General features: G+C 72.3%; 13 protein-coding genes. 8 read left to right on the top strand and 5 right to left on the bottom strand.

Annotated elements, in window-relative coordinates:
- Positions 1 to 33: 33 nt before the first annotated feature.
- From HII36_RS23555 to HII36_RS23545, 3 genes are all read left to right on the top strand, one after another.
- Positions 34 to 927 (top strand): DNA-3-methyladenine glycosylase family protein, encoded by an 894-nt coding sequence (locus HII36_RS23555; protein WP_173525406.1) that lies wholly within the window; start codon positions 34 to 36, stop codon positions 925 to 927.
- A gap of 50 nt (positions 928 to 977) precedes the next feature.
- Positions 978 to 3,533 (top strand): bifunctional FO biosynthesis protein CofGH, encoded by a 2,556-nt coding sequence (locus tag HII36_RS23550; RefSeq protein WP_173525400.1) that lies wholly within the window; start codon positions 978 to 980, stop codon positions 3,531 to 3,533.
- Between the two features lie 100 nt (positions 3,534 to 3,633).
- Entirely contained in the window at positions 3,634 to 5,385 is a 1,752-nt protein-coding gene (locus tag HII36_RS23545; protein WP_236003793.1) for a substrate-binding domain-containing protein, read from the top strand.
- A gap of 39 nt (positions 5,386 to 5,424) precedes the next feature.
- Here the strand turns inward: HII36_RS23545 and HII36_RS23540 are convergent, their stop codons facing one another.
- The 4 genes from HII36_RS23540 to cofD form a co-directional block, all read right to left on the bottom strand.
- Complete coding sequence (locus HII36_RS23540; RefSeq protein WP_173525399.1) at positions 5,425 to 5,871, bottom strand: DoxX family protein; 447 nt, start codon at positions 5,869 to 5,871, stop codon at positions 5,425 to 5,427.
- 3 nt (positions 5,872 to 5,874) lie between these two features.
- The gene (locus tag HII36_RS23535; RefSeq protein WP_173525398.1) at positions 5,875 to 6,603 is read right to left on the bottom strand and encodes a lytic polysaccharide monooxygenase; all 729 of its coding nucleotides are present in this window, start codon (positions 6,601 to 6,603) and stop codon (positions 5,875 to 5,877) included.
- A 113-nt stretch (positions 6,604 to 6,716) separates the two neighbouring features.
- On the bottom strand, positions 6,717 to 7,991 hold the full coding sequence (locus HII36_RS23530) for a coenzyme F420-0:L-glutamate ligase (RefSeq protein WP_173525397.1): 1,275 nt from the start codon (positions 7,989 to 7,991) through the stop codon (positions 6,717 to 6,719).
- A gap of 53 nt (positions 7,992 to 8,044) precedes the next feature.
- Entirely contained in the window at positions 8,045 to 8,983 is a 939-nt protein-coding gene (gene cofD / locus HII36_RS23525; RefSeq protein WP_173525396.1) for a 2-phospho-L-lactate transferase, read from the bottom strand.
- A gap of 181 nt (positions 8,984 to 9,164) precedes the next feature.
- On the opposite strand from cofD, the gene HII36_RS23520 reads away from it, so the two are divergent.
- The 5 genes from HII36_RS23520 (at position 9,165) to HII36_RS23500 (ending at position 16,480) form a co-directional block, all read left to right on the top strand.
- On the top strand, positions 9,165 to 11,207 hold the full coding sequence (locus tag HII36_RS23520) for a hypothetical protein (RefSeq protein ID WP_173525395.1): 2,043 nt from the start codon (positions 9,165 to 9,167) through the stop codon (positions 11,205 to 11,207).
- Between the two features lie 309 nt (positions 11,208 to 11,516).
- Positions 11,517 to 11,777, top strand: a complete 261-nt coding sequence (locus tag HII36_RS23515; RefSeq protein ID WP_020546325.1) for a WhiB family transcriptional regulator — start codon at positions 11,517 to 11,519, stop codon at positions 11,775 to 11,777.
- Between the two features lie 96 nt (positions 11,778 to 11,873).
- Positions 11,874 to 14,681 (top strand): glycosyltransferase, encoded by a 2,808-nt coding sequence (locus tag HII36_RS23510; RefSeq protein ID WP_173525394.1) that lies wholly within the window; start codon positions 11,874 to 11,876, stop codon positions 14,679 to 14,681.
- Positions 14,681 to 15,988, top strand: coding sequence for a DUF5719 family protein (locus HII36_RS23505; protein ID WP_173525393.1), 1,308 nt, complete (start codon positions 14,681 to 14,683; stop codon positions 15,986 to 15,988). The genes HII36_RS23510 and HII36_RS23505 overlap by 1 nt, the downstream gene beginning before the upstream one ends.
- 63 nt (positions 15,989 to 16,051) lie before the next feature.
- Positions 16,052 to 16,480 (top strand): SRPBCC domain-containing protein, encoded by a 429-nt coding sequence (locus HII36_RS23500; protein WP_173525392.1) that lies wholly within the window; start codon positions 16,052 to 16,054, stop codon positions 16,478 to 16,480.
- A gap of 19 nt (positions 16,481 to 16,499) precedes the next feature.
- Here HII36_RS23500 and HII36_RS23495 read toward each other — a convergent pair whose 3' ends face one another.
- Positions 16,500 to 16,940 (bottom strand): metallopeptidase family protein, encoded by a 441-nt coding sequence (locus HII36_RS23495; RefSeq protein WP_328807842.1) that lies wholly within the window; start codon positions 16,938 to 16,940, stop codon positions 16,500 to 16,502.
- Positions 16,941 to 17,171: the final 231 nt, after the last annotated feature.

Raw genomic sequence — 17,171 nt, 5'->3', positions numbered from 1 at the left:
GCATCGCGTGGGGGCGGGCACACTGGACGGGTGATGGAGCGTTGGTGGGAGCCCGATGGGCCGCTCGACGTGGGGCTGGCCCTGGCCCCGCACAAGCGCGGCACCGGCGACCCCACCTGGCGCCAGACCGGCGACGGCGCGATCTGGCGCACCTGCAGAACCCCCGACGGCCCCTGCTCCCTGCGCGTGAGCGTGCACGCGTCCCGGGTGCACGGCCAGGCGTGGGGCCCGGGCGCGGCGTGGATGCTCGACCGCATGCCCGCGCTGCTCGGCGCCGCCGACGACGTCTCCGGCTTCCAGGTCAGGCACCAGGTCCTGGCCGACGTGGCCAGGAAGCACGTGGGCCTGCGCATCGGCCGGAGCGGCCGGGTGATGGAGTCCCTGGTGCCGGCCGTACTGGAGCAGAAGGTGGTCGGCCAGGAGGCGTGGCGGGCCTGGCGGTGGCTGCTGAAGGTCTACGGCGAGCCCGCGCCTGGCCCGGCGCCCGACGGCATGCGGGTGATCCCCGAGCCGGCCGTGTGGCGGCAGATCCCGATCTGGCACTGGCATCGTTCGGGTGCGGAGGCCGTCCGGGCCAGGACGATCGCCACCGCCGCCTGGCACGCGGCCAAGCTGGAGGCCGCGGCCACCACCGAGGAGCTCGACCGGCTGCTGCGCGCCCTGCCCGGCATCGGCGTGTGGACGTCGGCGGAGGTGCGCCAGCGGGTGTTCGGCGATCCCGACGCGGTGAGCGTCGGCGACTTCCACCTGGCCAAGATCGTCGGCTATGCGTTGACCGGCGAGAAGACCGACGACCCCGGCATGATGCGGCTGCTCGAGCCGTATCGCGGCCACCGGCACCGGGCCACGATCCTGATCGGGCTGACCGGGCTGCGCCCGCCCGCGCGGGGGCCGCGCATGTCGGTGCGCGACTACAGATCGTTCTGACCCACCCCTGAGTGCGGCTCAGGAACCCAGCCCGTCGTAGTGTGCGGGTTATGAGTCTCGTCAGTGATTCCGCGCTCCGCCGCGCTCTCGCCCGTGCCCGCGACGGCAAGGCCCTCGACGTCACCGAGGCCGCCGTGCTGCTGCACGCGCGGGACGAGCACCTCGACTCGCTCCTCGACCACGCCGCCCGCGTCAGGGACGCCGGGCTCCAGGCCGTCGGCCGTGAAGGGATCATCACCTACAGCAGGAAAGTGTTCATCCCGCTGACCAGGCTCTGCCGGGACCGCTGCGGATACTGCACGTTCGCCACCGCGCCGCACAAGCTGCCCGCCCCGTTCCTCGGCCCGGACGAGGTGCTGGAGATCGCCAGGCAGGGCGCGGCCATGGGCTGCAAGGAGGCGCTGTTCACGCTGGGCGACCGTCCGGAGGACCGCTGGCACCAGGCCCGCGAGTGGCTCGACGCGCACGGCTACGACGACACGCTCTCGTACGTGCGCGCGATGGCGATCAGGGTCCTGGAGGAGACCGGGCTGCTGCCGCACCTCAACCCCGGCGTGCTGAGCTGGCGCGACCTGCAGCGGCTCAAGCCGGTGGCGCCGTCCATGGGGATGATGCTGGAGACGACGTCGCGGCGGCTGTTCGAGGAGAAGGGGCAGCCACACTACGGCTCGCCCGACAAGGACCCGGCGGTGCGGCTGCGCGTGCTGGAGGACGCCGGGCGCAGCAACGTGCCGTTCACCACCGGCATCCTCATCGGCATCGGCGAGACGGTCGAGGACCGGGCCGAGTCGATCTTCGCGATGCGCCGGGTGGCCCGCGAGTACGGCGGCATCCAGGAGGTGATCGTGCAGAACTTCCGCGCCAAGCCCGACACGGCCATGCGCGGGATGCCCGACGCCGATCTGCAGGAACTGGCCGCCACCATCGCCGTGGCACGCCTGGTGCTCGGCCCCAAGATCCGCCTGCAGGCCCCGCCGAACCTGGTGGACGCCGAGTACGAGCTGATGATCAGGGCCGGCATCGACGACTGGGGCGGCGTCTCGCCGCTGACCCCCGACCACGTGAACCCGGAAAGTCCCTGGCCGCAGATCGACGAACTGGCGGCACGCACCGCCGAGGCCGGGTTCAGCCTGCGCGAGCGGCTGACGATCTACCCCGAGTACGTGCAGGCCGGCGAGCCCTGGCTGGACCCGCGGCTGTTCGCGCACGTCCAGGCGCTGGTGGACCCGCGTACCGGGCTGGCCCGCGAGGACGCCGTGCTCAAGGGCCTGCCGTGGCAGGAGCCCGACGGCGGTTTCGCCGCCTCCGGCCGGGTGGACCTGCACGTGGAGGTCGACACCGAGGGCCGCACGAACGACCGGCGCGACGACTTCGACCACGTCTACGGCGACTGGGACGCCCTGCGCGACCGTCTCCCCGCGGCTCCCGGGGTGGCGCTGGGCGGCGAGGTCTGGGCGGCGATCCGGCGCGCGGAGTCCGACCCGGCCGGGCTGAGCGACGACGAGGCCGTGGCCCTGCTCAGCGCGGACGGCGACGCCCTGGAGGAGCTGGCCGCGATCGCCGACGGGCTGCGCAAGGAGGCCGCAGGGGACGACGTCACGTACGTGGTCAACCGGAACATCAACTTCACCAACGTCTGTTACACCGGCTGCCGGTTCTGCGCGTTCGCCCAGCGGCGTACCGACGCCGACGCGTACACGCTGAGCCTGGACCAGGTGGCCGACCGGGCCGAGGAGGCGTGGGCGGCCGGCGCGACCGAGGTGTGCATGCAGGGCGGCATCCACCCCGACCTGCCGGGCACCGCGTACTTCGACATCGCCCGCGCGGTCAAGGAACGCACCCCGGGCATGCACGTGCACGCGTTCTCCCCGATGGAGGTGATCAACGGGGCGAGCCGCACCAACCTGTCGATCGAGGAGTGGCTGCGGGCCGCCAAGGAGGCCGGCGTCGACTCGCTGCCCGGCACGGCCGCCGAGATCCTGGACGACGACGTGCGCTGGGTGCTGACCAAGGGCAAGCTGCCCGCCAAGGAGTGGATCGACGTCATCACCACCGCGCACCGGGTGGGCATCCCGACCACGTCCACGATGATGTACGGGCACGTGGACAACCACCTGCACTGGGTCAGGCACATCAAGCTGATCAGGCGGCTGCAGGAGCAGACCGGCGGGTTCTCCGAGTTCGTGCTGCTGCCGTTCGTGCACACCAGCGCGCCGATCTACCTGGCCGGGGTGGCCAGGCCTGGGCCGACCGCGCGGGAGAACCGGGCGGTGCACGCGCTGGCCAGGATCCTGCTGCACGGCGCGATCAAGAACATCCAGTGCTCGTGGGTCAAGCTCAGGGACGACCTGTGCCGCCAGGTGCTCACCGGCGGCGTGAACGACCTCGGTGGCACGCTGATGGAGGAGACCATCAGCAGGATGGCCGGGTCGGAGAACGGCTCGTACAAGACGATCAGCGAGCTGCGCGAGATGGTCGAGGTCACCGGGCGGCCGGTGCGGCAGCGCACCACCGAGTACGGCACGCCGAGCGCGGAGCGGCTGGCCGCGTCGGAGGCCAGTGACGGGGTGTGCCAGAGCGTCAGGAGGCGGCTGCCGCTGGCTTAGCCGGAGCCGGCCGCCAAGTTAGAACAAGTTCCAATAGGGGCTTGCGCCCGGCAGGGGAGTCGCTGGGAGAATCATCACTCCACCGGAGAGAGGTTCACCGTTGCGGTTGGGTCGACACCGCGCCGCGCTGACTCCTGAGCAGCGACGGAGGAAGGCGCTCCAGCGCGGCATGCTGGCCGGGCTCACGGTCGTGGCCGCGGTCGCCGGCATCCTGGTCGTGCTGCTCGGCGGCGGCGGCGCCCTGTGCGCCACACGAGAGCCTGTTCTCGTCAGCGTGGCCGCCGCGGTCGACGTGGCGCCCGCGGTGATGGAGGCCGCCGGGCGGTTCAACGAGTCGAAGACGCCGGTGGGCGGGCGGTGCGTGCTGGTCCAGGTGACCGAGCAGCCGCCGGCCACCGTGCTGCGTACCGTGCTCGGCGAGGAGGCGGGCGTGCTGCGCGAGCGGCCGGACGGCTGGATCGCCGACTCCTCCGCCTGGATCAGGCTGGCGCGTCAGCGCGCCGCACCCGGGTTGTCGGCGGGCGAGACCGTGGTGGCCACCTCGCCGCTGGTGTTCGCCACGCGGTCGTCGCTGGCGCGGACGTTCTCGGTGGGGAAGACCGAGATGAACTGGCGGATGGTCTTCCCGCCGACCGCGCGCGGCCGGTTGACGCCCGGCAGCGGCGAGCCGGACGTCGTCCGCGTGCCCGACCCCTCGCTGGCCGGCGCGGGCATCGCCACGGTGGCCGCGGCCAGGGACGTCGTCGGCACCGGGCCCGAGGCCGACAAGGCGCTGACCGCGTTCGTGCGCTGGGCGCAGGCCGGCTCGGCCCCCGACTACCGGACCATGCTGGCGGCCGTGGACGACCGCTCGTTCTGGCGGCGTCCCGTGGTCATCGTGCCCGAGCAGTCGGTGTGGCAGCACAACCTGCGGCCCGCCGCCGACCCGGTCGTCGCGCTGCACCCGCGCGAGGGCACGATCAACCTCGACTACCCGTACGTCGTCACCGCCACCGACCCGGCCAGGGCCAAGGCGGCGCGGGCGTTCGCGGACTGGCTGAAGGGGCCGCAGGCCCAGGACGTGATGCGACGCGCCGGGTTCAGATCGGGCGACGGATCCCAGGGGCCGATCTCGCCGGGCCCGCAGATCCCCAGCGAGACCCCGCGCACCAGGCAGTCGGTCTCGCCGCAGGACATCGACGAGGCGCTGCGCGCCTGGAGCAGGCTCGCCCCGCCGACCAACATCCTGGTACTGGCCGACACCTCGAAGCACATGGCCGAGCCGATGAAGGACGGCACCAGGCTGCAGGTCGCGCTGGACGCGGCCAAGATCGGGTTGCGGCTGTTCCCCGAGTCCACGCGCATGGGGCTGTGGGAGTTCGCCGGCGGGCTCGGGCGTACCAAGGGCTACCAGGAGCGGGTGGGGCTCGGCCCGATCAACGCGCCCGACACCGGTCAGCAGGTGCGGCGCGGCAGGCTGGACGAGCTGACGGCGACTCTGACCGCGCACCCCGGGCGCGACAGCTCGCTGCACGACGCGATACTCAGCGGCTTCCGCAAGATGACCGGCGACTACCGGCCGGAGATGAACAACTCGCTGCTGGTGATCACCGCTGGGCGGGACGACGGCAAGGGCCTGGCGCTGGCCGGGCTGCTCGACCGGCTGCGTGACGAATGGAATCCCGACAAGCCCGTACAGATCATCGTCATCGCCTTCGGCGGCGACGGGGTGGACCGTGACGGCCTGGCGCGGATCACCGCGGCCACGAACGGCTCGCTGCACGTGGCACGGGAGCCCGGCGAGATCATCGACGTCTTCCTCGCCGCCCTGGCCCGCAGGCTCTGCCACCCGAGCTGCAAACCGGCCGCCTGAGGGGACGCGCCGACCGCGCCCCCTCAGGGGTCATAGCCGCTAGGCGTTCGCGTTGGCGTCCGCGTCTGTGTCCGCGTCCGCTTTCGCGCGCTGCCGGTGATATCGAGACACCAGCTTGTCCAGCGACCAAGCTCCGCTGCCGAAGATCGCCAGCATCAGGAACGACCAGGAGAACATCGCGGCGAGCTCGCCCCCGTTGGTCAGCGGGAACAAGCTCTTGGGCAGGTGAACGGTGAAATAGGCGTAGGCCATCGTCCCCGAGCAGAGCAGGGCGGCGGCGCGGGTGAAGAGCCCGATCATGACGAGACTTCCGCCGCCGAGCTCGATCACCCCCGCCCACCAGTGTGGCCACGCGCCGACAGAGGGAATCGTCCCGCTGGGCGGGCCGCCGAGCACGCCGAAGAGGGTCGCGGCCCCATGGCAGGCGAACAGCAGGCCGACCACGATGCGGAACAACGACACCACGACGTCACGGAGTTGTTCCATGGCTCAGATCTTCTGCCAGAGCGCGGGGACGTTCGGCGGCTCCCAGCCGGCGATCGCCGTGTGCGGCTGGACGCAACGGTACGACGACCCGTTGTACGTGACCGTGTTACCGGTCGCGTACGCGGTGCCGGCCTTCCACGTGCCGCTCGGGGTCGTGGTCACGGTCGGCGTGGAGGTCGGCGTGGACGTCACGGTCGGCGTGGACGTCGGGGTACCGGGGGTGCCGCCGATGTTCACGTCGATGCAGGAGTAGAACGCCATGGGCGTGTCAGCGATGTTCCAGATGGCCAGGATCCGCTGCTTGCCCGAGAAACCGGACAAGTTGATCGAGTGCGTCACCGTCGACGGGGGCTGCCTGCCGTTGCCGGCCACGTAGCCCACGCGGGTGCTACCGATGTAGTACTCGTAGTCGCGGGTGGCGTGCCTGGCGGTGAACGTCCAGGTGAAACTGGCCGTGGAGCTGACCGCGGCGACCGGCCACGACTTGCTCTCGTCGCTGAGCGGGGCCCAGCGCGAGTCGCCGGCGTGGCAGTTGCGCTGACCCTTCGCACCCTCGACACTCTGCGGCTCGTAGATGACCGGGCCACAGTTCGACACCTTGCCCTGGGCGCAGTTGGCCTGCCGGCTCGGTGGGGAGTTGACGTAGCCGTGGGCGAACGCCGGCGTGGTGTTGAACAGGGTGGTGGCGACGGCGATCACCACCACGGCGATTAACGTGAGCAACCTTCGCATGAAGTGGCTCCTCTACATGGGGGGATAATCCAAATGTAAAGGAAACTTTCCTAACGGTAAATGGTGTGTTGACCATATCGCCGATAGGGGTGTCAGACGTTATGGAACGTCGGTCACCGCTTCACGATGAAGTCATCGGGGTCGCGCGGCGCCCGATCGCGCGGCGGCGCGGCGGCGTGGCCCACGGCCACACAGCCCATCGGATCCCACGATTCGGGCAGGTCGAGCACCTTGCGCACGACCGGACGGCAGAACATGGTGGACGACACCCAGGCCGAGCCGAGCCCTTCCACGGCGAGCTGGACGAGGAAGTTCTCCACCCCCGCGCCGGTCGCCACGATGAACATCTCCCGCTCCGAGGCGTTGCGCCGGTCGTCGCGGTAGGTGTGCGAGCCCTCCATCACCAGGCACGGCACCACCAGGTACGGGGCGTTGCGCAGCACGTCGCCGCGCCTGACCCGCTTGGCGATCGACTGCTCGGTGAACCCGTCGCCGCGCAGGTCGTCGATCCATGCCTCGCGCATCGCGTCGAGCAGCTCCACCCGCTTGGCGGCCGACTCGACCAGCACGAACCGCCACGGGGTGGTGTGGTGCGGCGCGGGCGCCGCGATGCCGGCCGCCACCGCCCTGCGCACCGCCTCGGGATCGACGGGCTCGGCGGAGAACTCCCTGATCGTCCGGCGGGCGAAGACGACGTCGCGCGAACCGAACCTGAACAGGTCCTCGTCGGCCGGCCTGATCAGCGGACGCACGCCGGGCCCCTCGTCGTCGGTGACCAGGTGCCCGAGGCCGCGCACGATGGCCGCCGGCACGCCCGCGAGCTTGCCCTTGACCAGCTCGGCCGCCGCGGCGATCTCGTCGGCCAGGGCCGTGACCGTGACGCTGAGCGGGTTGCCGTAGCCGTCTTCGGTGCCGCGGAAGTCGTCGAGCGCGCGCACGCCCGCGGCGCCGATCGCCACGTCGGTCAGCCCGTTGCGCCACGGCCGGCCGAACGTGTCGGAGATGATCACGCCGACCCTGGCGGTCAGTGCCTTCCTGATGCGCCTGGCCGACGCGTCGGGGTCGTCGGGCAGCAGCAGCACGGTGCCGGGCTCGACGTTGGAGGCGTCGACGCCGGCCGCGGCCATGACGAAGCCGTGCCTGGTCTGGGAGATCACGGTGTCGCCGCGCCTGGCGACCACCCGCTCGGTCTCGTCCTCGATCGCCTGCGTACGGTCGGGCGCCTGCCGCACGCGGCCCTCGGCCTTGCTGACGATCTTCGAGGTGACGACCAGGATGTCGCCGTCGCGCAGCTCGGCCGCGGCGAACAGGGCGCCCAGGTCGTCTCCAGGGCGGACTTCGCCGATGCCGGGCACGGCGAGCACCTCGAAGCGGGCGGGGGTGGTCATCGGGTGCGGCTCCTCGGGTCGTGCGGGGAAGGGGGATCGGCTCGGGGAACCGCTCATCCGGCCAGCTCACCGGCCAGGTCGAGGGCGGTGCGCGCGATGTCGGCGGCGGCCACGGTGTCGTGCATGAGGATCGGCCTGGCGATCACCCGCACGCCCTCCAGAGCCACGCCCGCGTCCTCCGGCGAGACCAGCCAGCCGTCGATCAGGTCGGAGCCGTACAGGTCGAGCACCGCCTGGGCGGAGGTCTCCACGCCGATCGCGGTCAGGCAGGCGTCGGCCATGCCCCTGACCGGGGCGCCGCCGATGATCGGCGAGACGCCGACCACGGTCTTGGCCGCGATCGCGGCCCGGATGCCGGGGATCTGCAGGATCGTGCCGATGCTCACCACCGGGTTGGACGGCGGCAGGATCACCACGTCGGCCTGCTCGATGGCCTCCAGCACGCCCGGGGCGGGCTTGGCGGTGTCGGCGCCGACCAGCGCGATCGACTCGGCGGGCACCGAGGCGCGCATGCGCACCCACCACTCCTGGAAGTGCACCGCCCGCCGGCCGCGCTCGTCGTCGATCACCACGTGGGTCTCGCAGCGGTCGTCGGTCATCGGCAGCAGGCGCACGCCCGGCTGCCAGCGCGTGCACAGCGCCTCGGTGATCTGCGAGAGCGGGTAGCCGGCCTCCAGCATCTGCGAGCGGACGATGTGCGTGGCGAAGTCGCGGTCGCCCAGGCCGAACCACTGCGGCTCGACCCCGTAGGCGGCCAGTTCCTCCTTGACGACGTGGGACTCCTTGGCCCGGCCCCAGCCCTGCTCCTCGTCGATGCCGCCGCCCAGGGTGTACATGACGGTGTCGAGGTCGGGGCACACGCGCAGCCCGAACAGGGTGATGTCGTCGCCCGTGTTGCCGATCACGGTGATCTGGGCGTCAGGCGCGGTAGCGCGCAGGCCACGCAGGAAACGGGCGCCGCCGATGCCGCCGGCGAGAGACACGATGTGCATGCGGCCCAGTCTTTCACCGGCCTCTGACATCCCTATCTCTGGAGTCAGCTTTACACCGCTCCATGACGAAGAATGCCGGGTTTGATGGCAATTGGGATAGAAGAGGTTCCTGGGACTCCCGCCGAGGAAGTCAACGATGTGGCAAACTCCCTTCGGGCCAAAGGGTCCGTTGGGGGTACTTGTGAGCAAAGTTGACGTAGTCCGGCTCAGGGAGCCGGCCGCCTGGGCCATGCTCGTCGCGGGCCTGATGAACGTGCTGACGACCGTGGTCGGCATCGTCTTCAGCGCGGCAGGACCGTTCGGGACCTCGGTGTCCTTCGCCGACCGGGCCTTCAACTCCTTCGGCAGCCTGGTCAACCCGGTCTCGACCGCCCTGCTGCTGGGCTCGGTGCTGATGCTGACCAAGGTCGGCGAGCCGTCGCCCAAGGCCAAGCTGGTGTCCTTCGGCGCGCTCGGCGGCCTGGGCATCGCGGCCGGCTTCGGCGCGCTGGCGTTCCTGTTCGGGCTCTTCGCCGGCAACGACGCGGGTGACACCGTGGCGTTCCTGCTCACCGGCGTGCCGCTGCTGACGCTGACCGCGCTCGCGCTCGTCTACGTGCTCGCGCAGACCATGTCCCAGCGCCAGGCCGCGCCCGGGTTCGGCCGGCCGCAGTTCGGCCAGAACCCCCAGTTCGGCCAGAACCCCCAGTTCGGCCAGCAGCCGCCGTTCTACGGCCAGCAGCCCCAGCAGGCCCCCGCGTACGGACAGCCGCAGGAGCAGGCGTTCGGCCAGCAGGCCGCCGCCCCCGCCGCTCCTGGCGCCCCCGGGTACGGCCAGCAGCCGCCGAGCCAGGCCGGCCAGCCGGAGCCGCAGGGCTACCAGCCGCAGCCGCCCAGCTTCGGCGGCCAGCCGGAACCCCAGCCCCAGCAGCAGTTCGGTCAGCAGGAACCGCAGCCCCAGCAGCAGTTCGGCCAGCAGGGCCCGGGTTACGCGCCGCAGCCGCCCAGCTATGGCGGCCAGCCAGACCCCGCGCCCTACGCGCCCGCCGGCCAGCCCGAGCCGCAGCAGTTCGGCCAGCCGTCGTACGCGCCGCCGTCGGCGCCCAACGGCCAGTCCTACGCCCCGCCGCAGGACGGCCAGGCCGCCTACCAGCCGCCGCAGCCCGAGCCGCAGCAGCAGCCGTACCAGCCGGCCCGCGCCGCGCTGCCCCCGGCGCCCGCGGACATGGCCCACCCGGACTCCGCCTACCAGCCGCAGCCCGACTCGGGTTACCACCCGCAGCCCGACTCCGGCTATCAGCCGCAGCCGGACTCCGCGTACCAGCCGCAGCCTGACGCGGCCTACCAGCCTCAGTCCGACGTCGGCTACCAGCCGCAGCAGGACTCCGGCTACCAGCCGCAGTCCGATGCCGCCTACCAGCCGCAGCCGGACCCGGGCTACCAGCCGCAGGCTTACGGCCAGCAGCAGGGCTACACCCCGTCGGAGACGCTGCCCGACGCCGGATACCAGCAGCCGCAGCCGCAGGCCGCCGAGTACCAGCCGGCGCCGTACGTCCCCGCGGACAGCCAGCCCAACCTGTACGGTCAGCAGGGCGGCTTCGCGCAGGATTCGTACCCGTCGAGTGAGACCAGCCCGAGCGTCCCGTTCCCGCCGCAGCCCGACCAGCAGCAGCCCCAGTACGGCCAGCAGCAGCAGCCGTACTACGGGGCGCCCAACGCCTTCGAGCAGCAGGGCCAGCCGTTCACCGGCTACTCGGGCCACGAGTACGCGACGCCGAACGCCTACCAGGAGCCCGACCCGCCCGTAGACCCGCGCTCCCAGCAGCTGCTCGACGCCTACCAGCAGGCGGAGACCTACCAGCACTCGTCCGCCGGCGCGCAGCCCGACCTGCGGCTGCCCGACTACTCCAGCCCGGCCACCGCGTACGACGGCCCGTTCGGCCACCCGCAGAGCGCGCCGCAGAACCCGGCGCAGAACCCGCAGCAGGGCCAGCCGCAGCACGCGCAGCCTCAGCAGCCCCAGCAGAACACCTACCAGCCTCAGCCCGGCGGGTACGAGCCGCAGGGTTACCAGCCGCACCACCAGGCGCCGGCCGGATGGGGCGAGGCGCAGGGCGAGTCCACCATGAGATTGGACCCCTCGGCCTTCCGCGGAGACGCGCTCGGCAGCGAGCCGCCGCACCGCCCGGGAGACGACCCGATCGACCCGACCGCCATATACACCCCCAACGAGCCACGCAGGTAACGGACCGGCAAACGACGGCTAGAGAGAAGGTGGCCAACGGGCGGGCGTCTATCCCGCCCTGGTACGGTTCCGACCGCTGACAGCGTTGAACGCGCCGGTCCCACGTGGAGTTTCGGACCGGCACGAACATCACATGCCAAGCACACCGGGGCAAGATCTGGTCTTTCCCCGGATACCGGCATGCCGCTTGACGTCACGTACGGCACGCGCGTGTAATTACAACCATGTTGTTACGCCTTCCTGTGGGTGGGTAATAAGGAAGGCGTCCATGGGGGGCTCCATTGCGGGCGGGCGGCAGGGAGGTGTGCAGTGACCGATCCGGTCATCGCACAGGATCAGCTTGACGCTGAAGAACTCGGATGGCAGGAGCGCGCCTTGTGCGCGCAGACTGATCCGGAGGCGTTCTTCCCGGAGAAGGGCGGCTCCACCCGAGAGGCCAAGAAGGTCTGCCGATCGTGCGAGGTCCGTGCCGAGTGTCTCGAATACGCACTCGAGCACGATGAGCGGTTCGGCATCTGGGGTGGGCTGTCCGAGCGGGAGCGCAGACGGATCAAGCGCCAGGCCGTATAGGGATATAAGGGGGAAGGGGTCACGCGGACTGCCGTGTGGCCCTTTTTCGCATGTATGGTGGTCGGCGCCTGATCATCCCCCCTGGAGCCACCGCCCATGTCCCGTCCCCTGGTCACCGCGATCGTCGTCGCCCACGACGGCGCCCGCTGGCTGGGAGAGACGCTGGGCGCGCTGCGCGCGCAGACCCGCCGCCCCGACCGGGTGGCCGGGGTCGACAACGGCAGCAGGGACGGCTCGGCCGACCTGCTCGCACAGGCGCTCGGCCAGGCCAACGTGCTCACGCTGCCCCGCTCGGCCTCCTTCGGCCGGGCCGTGGCCGAGGTGCTGGACAAGCTGCCCGCCCGGGTCGACGACGAATGGCTGTGGCTGCTGCACGACGACTGCGCGCCCGACCCGCGCGCCCTGGACGCGCTGCTGACCGCCGCCGAGTACGACCCCAAGGCCGCGGTGCTCGGCCCGAAGCTGCGCGACTGGCTGGATCGCCGGCGGCTGCTCGAAGTGGGCGTGACGGTCAACCGCACCGGGCGCAGGGACACCGGCCTGGAGCCGCGCGAGTTCGACCAGGGGCAGCACGACGGCGTCCGCGACGTGTTGTCGGTCTCCACCGCCGGGATGCTGATCAGGCGCGACGTGTGGGAGGCGGTCGGCGGGCTCGACCCGTTCTTCCCGCTGTTCCGCGACGACCTGGACCTGTGCTGGCGGGTGCGCAACGCCGGGCACAAGGTGCTGAACGTCACCTCGGCCGTGGCCTGGCACGCCGAGGCGGCGGCCAGGAGGCGGCGGCGCATCACGGTCAGCGGCGACCATCCGCGCCGGCTCGACCGGCGTAACGCGATCTTCGTGGTGATGGCGAACCTGCCGTTCCTGGCCATGCTCTGGGCGCTGGCGCGCAACGTGGCGGGCTCGATCCTGCGCACGCTGCTGTTCCTGATCGGCAAGCAGCCGGCGAACGCGCTGGACGAGCTGGTGGCGCTGGGCTCGATCCTGGTGCACCCGCTGCGGCTGCTGAAGGCCAGACGGGCACGCAGGCACGGCCGCAAGAAGGGATATAACCGGATAAAGCGGCTGCTCACGCCGCCCAGCGCGTCCTTTCGCCGCCTGACCGACATGGTGCAGAGCTTCCTGGCCGGCGAAGGTCCCGTGGACTCCGCCGGCCGCCATCACGCCGCCGGGGCCGAGGAGGAGGACGACGAGGTGGCGCCGTCCGACACCGGGGCGATCAAGCGCTTCCTCGGCCGTCCCGGCGTGCTGCTCGTGCTCGCGCTGACCGCGATCGCGCTGGTGGCCGAGCGTTCGCTGCTGGGCGGCGGACGGCTCGGCGGCGGCGCCCTGGTCCCGGTCACCGGCGACGCGCGCGACCTGTGGACGTTCTACGTCGAGGGGTTCCACGACGTCGGGCTGGGCTCGGCCCGGTGGGCGCCGCCGTACGTGGCGGTGGTGGCGGCGCTGTCCACGCTCGCGCTCGGCGAGACCTGGCTGGCCGTCACCGCCCTGATGCTCGGCGCGGTGCCGCTGGCCGGCGCCTCGGCCTACCTGGCCACCCGGCGGATCATCCCGGCCGTGCCGGCCAGGATCTGGCTGGCGGCCACGTACGCGCTGCTGCCCGTCGCGACGGGGGCGATCGCGGCCGGGCGGCTGGGCACGGTGGTGGTGTTCGTGCTGCTGCCCGTCTACGCCGCGCTCGGCACGAACCTGCTGTCCGGCGAGCGGCGGCGCGCGCGGCGTGCGGCGTGGGGGCTCGGGCTGCTGCTGGCCGTCGGCACCGCGTTCGTGCCGCTGGTCTACCCGCTGTTCGCGGTGCTCGGGGTGCTGGCCGCCGTCGCGTACGGCGGGGTGCGGCGGGGCGTGGTGACGTCCATGGTGATCGCGCTGGCGGTGCCGGTGGCGCTGCTGTTCCCGTGGCTGGCCGAGCTGGTCACCGACCCGGGCAGGATCCTGCTCGAAGCCGGGCTGCACGATCCCGCGCTGGTCGAGGCCGGGCTCGCGCCGGAGTCCCTGCTGGCGCTGAGCCCGGGCGGTCCCGGCATGCCGCCGTTCTGGGTGACCGCGGGCCTGGTCACCGCCGCGCTGGCCGCGCTGCTCATGCGCCGCCAGCGGATGGTGGTGGCCATCGGCTGGGGCGTGGCCGTGTACGGGGTGCTGGTGGCGATCCTGGTCAGCCGCGTGCCCGTGGCGGGCGCGCCGGGCTGGCCGGGGGTGCCGCTGGCGTTCGCGGCGACCGGGCTGCTGGTGCTGGCCGGGCTGACCGCGCGCCTGGTTCCCGAACTGCGCACGGCCGGCGGGCTGCGGCGGCTCGGCGCGAGCCTGGTGGTGGCGGTGGCGTTCAGCACGCCGGTGCTGGCCGCGTCGTCCTGGGTGATGTCCGGCGTGCCCGGGCCGCTGACCGGTGACGCGCCCGACGTGCTGCCCGCGCTGGCCGCGTCGAGATCCACGGCGGGGGAGCGGACGCTGGTGCTCGAAGGGCGGGCGTTCACCGTCCTGCACCGGCGCGGGCCGCTGATCGGCGAGGCGGAGCTGGGCGGCGAGCCCGCCGTCTCGGACGCGCGGGCCCGGGTGGCCGCGGCGGCGGCCGGGCTGATCGGCGGGCGCGGCGGCAGCGACGCCGCGACGCTGGCCGGGCTCGGCATCTCCATGGTGGCGGTGGCCCCGCCCGTCACGTCAGAGCTGGCCGCGACCCTCGACTCGCAGCCGTCGCTGCGCCGGCTGAGCCTGTCGGAGGCCGGCGGGCTGTGGCAGCTCACCGAGCCGGTCACGCGAGTGCCCGCGCTGCCGGAGAGCACACTGCACCGGCCGTGGCTGTGGACGCAGGCGGCGCTGGTACTGCTCGTGGCCGTGCTGGCCGCGCCCGGGCGGCGCGACCCCAGCGAGCTGGGCGTGCCCGCGCCCGCGCCGGCAGGTGCCTGATGAAGGCGTTCGTGGAGAACAGGTTCGGGTTGTTCGTGCTGGTCGTGGTGGCCCTGGCCGCCCTGTACGGCGTCGCGTTCGTCACCAGGCCCGCCCCGCAGCTGCCCCGCCAGGAGGGCCCGAGCAAGGTGGCCGTCGAGTCCGTCACCGCGGTCTGCCCGGGCACGAAGGGCGCCTCGGTCCAGGTCCGCGTGCCGGAGGGGCTGTCCGGCGAGCGGATGAAGAACGCCGGCCCGTACGTCAAGCACGGCCCGGCCGCGCTGGAGGCCGGGTACACCACCCGCGTCACCGAGGGCGGGCAACGCGGCCTGGCCGGGGTGCGCTGCACCGAGCCCGCCGCCACCACCTGGCTCGTCGGCCCGGGACCGGCCGAGGCGGACGTGCGGCTGTACCTGACCAACGCGGACAAGGCGCCGGCCCTGTTCGACGTCCAGGTGCACGCGGCGGAAGGCCAGGTCTCCGGCGACCAGGGCGTGGGCCTGGAGCTCGCGCCCGGCGAGCACCGCGAGATCGATCTCAAGACGCTCGCCCCGGCCGCCGACGTGATGGCCGTCGGCATCACCACCGCCTTCGGCAGGATCGCGGTCGCCGCCCGGGCCACCATGGCCGACGGCGGCGGTGTGGACTGGCTCCCGTCCGCCACACCGCCCGCCACGCGCGTGGTCGTGCCCGGCATCCCCGGCGGCGGCGGACGCCGTCAGCTCCTCATCGCCGCCCCCGGCGAGAACGACGCCCTCGTGCGGATCAAGGCGGTCACCGAGGACGCCGAGTACGCGATGAAGGGCCGCGAGAGCGCCGACGTCCTGGCCGGCAGCGTGGCCGCGGTGGACGTCACCACCGGCATCGGCGGGGAGTCCGCCGCCCTGGTGCTCGACTCGAACGTGCCGATCGTGGCCGGCGCGATCATCACCGGCACCGGCGACCGCTCCGACGTGGCCTTCACCGCCGGCACCCCCGTGCTGAACCTGGGCAGCGCGGTCGCGGTCAACGGCGCGGGCTCGCGCCTGGTGCTGACCGCGCTGGGCGGACCCGGCCGGGCCCGCGTGCAGGTGGTGCCGGCCAAGGGCGCGGCGGCGGCGCCGGTCGAGCTGGACGTGCCCGCCGGCCGGACCAGAAGCGTGAAACTGAAGGCCAAGGGCGCGTTCGCGGTGCTGGTCACCCCGGTGTCCGGCGAGCTGTACGGCGCCAGGGTCATCGAGGAACGGCTCAAGTCCGGGCTGCTGATCACCGCGCAGCCGCTGGCGCCCGCCCGGGTGTGGACCCTGGTCCCGGCGCTGACGGAAACGGCCCGGGTCGTTCTGCCCTGATTGCCGGTATAACTGCCTCAACCCCGATCAAGGACCGGGCATTCTTCGACGACGGGAACGCACATGCGCCAGATCAGTTCCGCGATCGACATCCAGGCTCCACCCCAGCGGGTCTGGGACGTACTCACCGACTTCGCCGCCTACACCACGTGGAACCCCTTCATCAGGGAAGGGGCGGGTGAAGCGGTCGTGGGCGGCACGCTGACGCTGCGCATGCACCCGGAGAAGGGCAAGCCGATGACCTTCCGCCCCAAGGTGCTCACCGCGGAGCCGGGCAGGTCGCTGCGGTGGATCGGCAGGCTCGTCCTGCCCGGGATCTTCGACGGCACCCACGAGTTCGCGCTGACCCCCACCGCGGACGGCACCCACCTGGTGCAGAGCGAGACCTTCAAGGGCCTGCTCGTCCCGTTCCTGGGCGGGATGATCGACGGCACCGAGCGGAACTTCGCCCGGCTCAACGAGGCGCTGAAGAAGCGCGCGGAAGAGGCGTGAGCGCGAGCGGACGGGCCGGTCAGCGGCGGTCGTCGTAGCCCGGGTCGACGGTCTCCGGCGAGACGCCGAGCAGGGTCGCCACCTGCTCGACCACGGTGTCGTGCACCATGGCGCCGAGCGTCTCCCTGTCGCGGGAGCGCGCCTCCAGCGGACGCCGGTAGATGACGATCGAGGCCGGGTTCTGGCCCGAGGCGGCGTCGGCGCGGCCGAACGGGATCGGGTCGGGGCCGAGCCCGGGGCCGTCGCCCAGCTCGCTGAGCGGCGGCACGTCCTCGACCGCGAACTCCACCGCCGACAGCTGCTTGCCCCACTGCGGCCGGAGCCGGTCGACCGCGTCGAGCACGAGGTCGTCGAAACGTTCGCTGCGCGAGCGGGCCATCGGGACGTGCGATGGGGCGAGCGGGCCACGCAGGCCACGGCCGTGGCGGTCGCGTCGTCTGGGGCCGCGCTTGGGAGTCACGAGGCAAGTCTAGAGGGAGACACGCATCGCCCGCCGGGTGTGAGCCGGGACGTCAGGCCAGGACGTTAGGCCAGGTGACCGTCAGGGAAAGGAAGGGAGGGGCACGGCCGCCGCCGGTGATCGGCGCGCGGCCGACGGGAGGTGGGATCGGTGCATGTGGGTGGAAAGCCTGCGACAGGTGTCCGAATTGTGGCGACACGCTCGTTAAGAGCGCTCAGATAGTGGCGCCTC

This window comes from Nonomuraea antri, from assembly GCF_013283785.1.
GTDB classification, from domain to species: Bacteria; Actinomycetota; Actinomycetes; order Streptosporangiales; family Streptosporangiaceae; genus Nonomuraea; species Nonomuraea antri.
Note: the sequence above shows the minus strand (reverse complement) of the source record. Positions and strands in the feature narration are given on the sequence as shown.

What these genes read in the sequence shown, in the direction of transcription:
- HII36_RS23555 (WP_173525406.1), top strand. Translation starts at nt 34, where the DNA reads ATGGAGCGTTGGTGGGAGCCCGATGGGCCGCTCGACGTGGGGCTGGCC.
- HII36_RS23550 (WP_173525400.1), top strand. Translation starts at nt 978, where the DNA reads ATGAGTCTCGTCAGTGATTCCGCGCTCCGCCGCGCTCTCGCCCGTGCC.
- HII36_RS23540 (WP_173525399.1), bottom strand. Translation starts at nt 5,871, where the DNA reads ATGGAACAACTCCGTGACGTCGTGGTGTCGTTGTTCCGCATCGTGGTC.
- HII36_RS23535 (WP_173525398.1), bottom strand. Translation starts at nt 6,603, where the DNA reads ATGCGAAGGTTGCTCACGTTAATCGCCGTGGTGGTGATCGCCGTCGCC.
- HII36_RS23530 (WP_173525397.1), bottom strand. Translation starts at nt 7,991, where the DNA reads ATGACCACCCCCGCCCGCTTCGAGGTGCTCGCCGTGCCCGGCATCGGC.
- cofD (WP_173525396.1), bottom strand. Translation starts at nt 8,983, where the DNA reads ATGCACATCGTGTCTCTCGCCGGCGGCATCGGCGGCGCCCGTTTCCTG.
- HII36_RS23510 (WP_173525394.1), top strand. Translation starts at nt 11,874, where the DNA reads ATGTCCCGTCCCCTGGTCACCGCGATCGTCGTCGCCCACGACGGCGCC.
- HII36_RS23505 (WP_173525393.1), top strand. Translation starts at nt 14,681, where the DNA reads ATGAAGGCGTTCGTGGAGAACAGGTTCGGGTTGTTCGTGCTGGTCGTG.
- HII36_RS23500 (WP_173525392.1), top strand. Translation starts at nt 16,052, where the DNA reads ATGCGCCAGATCAGTTCCGCGATCGACATCCAGGCTCCACCCCAGCGG.